This is a genomic window from Peribacillus sp., from assembly GCF_059453735.1.
The window spans coordinates 1-4,012 of record NZ_JAZVJO010000536.1; the positions used below are offsets into that span (position 1 = coordinate 1).

Genomic DNA, 4,012 nt, shown 5'->3' on the forward strand with positions numbered 1-4,012 from the left:
AAATGCATTGCCTTTGACGGAAGAATTCTTGTCATCGGTTTTGCTGGCGGTGAGATTCCAACCATCCCAGCGAATCATGTTTTAATTAAAAATTACTCAATAGTCGGTGTACATTGGGGTCTCTTCAATAAACGAACACCAGAGAAGGTTTTTAAAGAACATGAAGAATTAATAGCTCTATTTGAGCAAGGAAAAATAAAACCGTTACTTTATCAGGAATATGAATTTGAGGAAGTGCCTCAAGCCTTAAACTTACTTGCATCAAGAAAAACTTGGGGGAAAGTTGTTGTGAAGATGTAGTTAGCTCTAGTTATAAAAATCCTCATTCCAAAGATAATTGGAATGAGGATTTTTTAGTTTCATTAATTTTCTATCGGCTAAAACGTTTTCGCTAATCGTTTCACTAAATATTCTTAACTTTTATAAGATAGGTCTTATGTTAATGGATAATAGAACCGATATAAGGTTAGTAGATATGAGATTTTTGGAAGGGGAAACAATGTAGATGAAAAAATACGCATTATTATCTCTTGGATTATTGTTTATGATAGTAAGTACTTTAAGCGGATGTGGAGTAAAAGAAGAAAGCCCATTGAAAGGGAAGATTAAGATAGGTATTATGCTGTCTGATACAGGCCTAGGTGATCAATCATTTTCAGATGCTGCTTTTAATGGCTTAGTAAAAGCTAGAGATGAATTAGGAATCATCTTAGATTATCGTGAATTACAAGACACTAAAACGTATGAAGAGGGACTCAGACAACTTATTGAAGAGAAGAATGACATTATTATTGGTCTTGGTTTTACGATCCAAGAAGATTTGGAAAAGATAGCAAAGGAATATCCAAAACGTACATTCCTTCTCGTTGACTCTGCTTCAGATGTAGAGAATATAACATCTATTACGTTTAAAGATGATGAAGGCAGTTATTTAGCAGGAGTAGCAGCAGCGTTGGCATCAGAAACCAAAACAGTGGGCTTTGTTGGCGGAGCGGATGTTCCTCTTATTCAAAACTTCGCTGCTGGTTTTGAAGCCGGCGTCAAGTCGATTGATCCAGATATAAACATAATTACGAAATATGCGGGTAATTTTGGTGATGATGAATTGGGCACTAAACTTGCGAAAGAAATGATAGCTAATAAGAGTGATGTTCTCTATGCAGCGGCAGGTTTAACAGGTATTGGTGTGTTAAAGGAAGCCGAAAAACAAAAAGTATATGCGATTGGTGTCGATAGTGATCAGTATAACTTTGCAGAAAAAGCAGTCATTACTTCCATGATTAAAAATATAGATATCGCTTTATATGACATTGTTGAGGATTATAAAAAAACGAAGAAACTTCCTTCTGAATCTATTACATTAGGATTAAAAGAAAATGGCGTGGGTCTAGCACCTATCCGGATCATTCCGTTTACCGAACAAGAACTGCAAACAATAGAGGAAGCTAAAAGTAAATTAGCTAATTAATCAACCCATTAGGACACGGAGGATACAATGACAATTAAAAAGAAAATATTATTGAATTCACTTATAGGGTTAGTCCTATCTATTTTAATGATTGCATTCATTATCTTTCGAATGTTATCAATACAAACGTCTAACCAAGATTATGTCAAGGTATTATTAACGGTAGGATCATTGAAGGCTGAAACAAATGCATCGATGCAAAGCTTAAATACATTTGCTTTTAATATGACTGATGCAAATAAAAATATAGCCATTAACGATTTAGAAAATACAGGAGCTACATATAAGGAACTGGATAGCATTCTCAAGGAGAAACAGAGCAGAAAAGTTCTAAAAGGCGCAGAAACGAAATTCAAAATCTTACAAAAAGAAGCAATAGCTGCTTTAACGGACTCAAATGCTTCTGAGGTGAAACGACAGTCCTTGAGAACTAAAGGGATTGCGAATGATATTTACTTATTAGATCTTTATACGACTGAGCATTATACCTATTTAGAAGAATCTATGGAATCAGATATTGAGTTTGTTATTATCTTTGCTTTAATAGGAAGTGTGATAGTTGCCCTTATTACGATCCTATTAATACTTAGAATGGCAAATAAAATAACGAATCCTTTGAAAAAGTTAGCTGAAAATGCAAAGGAAATCGCTGCTGGAAATCTTCTATTCAGTCACGTTGACTATAAACATAATGATGAACTAGGAGTTCTGAATCACTCGTTTACCAAGATGGTCGACCAATTAACCAGCATACTTACTTCAGTAGATACTGCCAGTCAACGAATAGACCAATTTGCGCTAGAATTTGAGATGGAGTATCATTCATTAACTGAATCTAGTAATCAGGTGGCCGTATCTACAGATGAGTTATCAAGAGGAACACAAAGTATCTCTGAGGACTTACAAAGCTCAGTCGAATTAGTAGAATTAATGAACCAAGAATTCGGAAAGAATGTGGCTCGAGCACAGCAATCAGCTGAATATGCACATGGGACCAGTGAAGTAATAAGTGCAGGTAGAGAGGCTATAAATGAACAAAAATCATTAATTACCAAGAATATTAATGCAACACGTACCATTGAAGCAGCTACTAAGGACTTTTCGATCTACGCAGGTAAAATCGAGGATATGGCTAAAGCCGTTTCCGAGATAGCAAATCAAACCAACCTGCTGGCCCTTAACGCAGCAATTGAAGCTGCTCGAGCAGGAGAAGCAGGAAAAGGGTTTGCTGTTGTATCGGATGAAGTCAGGAAATTAGCTGAGCATTCAACACAGGCTACCAAACAAATATTCGAAACAGTTAACTTAATTAAAAATGGTTTGACTTCGATTTCAACCTCTGTTGAAGTTGGAGTAGGAATAAACGATCAACAACATACCAATATCAATCGTACGTTAGAAACATTTGCACAAATAGAAGAAAAGGTAACAGGGATATCCGAGGTATTAGACCATTTAGTTACTGGTGTAGATACATCTAAAAAGTCTAATGAACATGTTTTACAGAATGTAGAGAGCATAAGTGCAATTGTTGAGGAGACAGCAGCGGGAAGTGAAGAAATATCGGCGTCTACTGTTGAGCAATTACATTCGATTACTAAAGTGGTTGAGAAAGTTTCTTCTTTAAAAGAACTAACGGAGAGTCTGAATAGAACTATCTCGCACTTTCAATTAAAAAAATAATGAGCAAAAGAGTATCCTTCGAAAAGGATACTCTTAACTCGTTTTATGGCTAGGAATTTGAAGTTGAAAAGTCAAACTTAGCCAAAAGTAATTCGTCATTTCATCAACTTACCAAAAGTATGTGATTGAATTTTGGAATTTTAAAGGAAATTAGGAGTTTTTGTAGAAGTGTACTGCTAATGACTCTTATGTGGTGGTGATTATTTTGAGTAAGGTAATTCCGGATCAATTTAATATAAAAGACTGGTATTTTCCAGCATTAATCATGAATTCAACTTCCGAGATTATCTATTGGAGTGGTTACTTTAAACATTATTTAGAACGAATAAAAAAGAAAGCGCTCTCAAATTATTTTGATGAGTGGCTATTTCTTGATGATAACAAACTGGCAACGGCACGCTTACATGATCAATACTACGTTTTCTTATCCGCAGCGACTATGGATAACGGAGATACACTCATGATTGGCTGCGCAACGCCTTATCTGACTCAACTACAGGTTCGTGTTAATGAATTAGAAAAAATTAACCGTTCTCTTGATGCAACGATTGAAAATTCTTATGATGGAATTTATATCACCGATCAAAAAGGAATTACGCTTTACACAAACTCTGCCATTGAACGGATAACCGGTATACCTAAAGAGTATTACCTTGGCAAATCGGTGGATCAATTAATAAAAAGAGGAATCCTGAATAGCTCAGTAACACATAAGGTAGTGAAGCAAAGGCGGACAGTTTCAGTAGTTCAAGAGAATTTTGCCAAGAAAGAAACCCTGATTACCGGAAGTCCTGTTTTCAATCATGAGGGTGATGTCGAACAAGTGGTGACGAATATTCGGGACTTGTCAGATTTAAATGA

General features: G+C 35.6%; 4 protein-coding genes. All 4 read left to right on the forward strand.

Translation table 11 applies throughout. From position 1 onward, the window contains the following. Window positions 1-300, forward strand: a 300-nt coding sequence (locus AC52RT_RS17730) for a zinc-binding dehydrogenase (protein ID WP_495541974.1), incomplete at its 5' end; no start/stop codon positions are given. A gap of 205 nt (window positions 301-505) precedes the next feature. Beyond that, entirely contained in the window at window positions 506-1,468 is a 963-nt protein-coding gene (locus AC52RT_RS17735) for a BMP family lipoprotein (protein WP_495541975.1), read from the forward strand. A gap of 27 nt (window positions 1,469-1,495) precedes the next feature. Beyond that, a complete protein-coding gene (locus AC52RT_RS17740) occupies window positions 1,496-3,151 on the forward strand; it encodes a methyl-accepting chemotaxis protein (RefSeq protein WP_495541976.1) in 1,656 nt (551 codons plus the stop codon). 205 nt (window positions 3,152-3,356) lie between these two features. After that, window positions 3,357-4,012: PAS domain S-box protein (locus AC52RT_RS17745; RefSeq protein ID WP_495541977.1), on the forward strand; the 656-nt coding region annotated here is incomplete at its 3' end.

Coding starts and splice junctions, on each gene's coding strand:
- AC52RT_RS17735 (WP_495541975.1), top strand. CDS start 506: ATGAAAAAATACGCATTATTATCTCTTGGATTATTGTTTATGATAGTA.
- AC52RT_RS17740 (WP_495541976.1), top strand. CDS start 1,496: ATGACAATTAAAAAGAAAATATTATTGAATTCACTTATAGGGTTAGTC.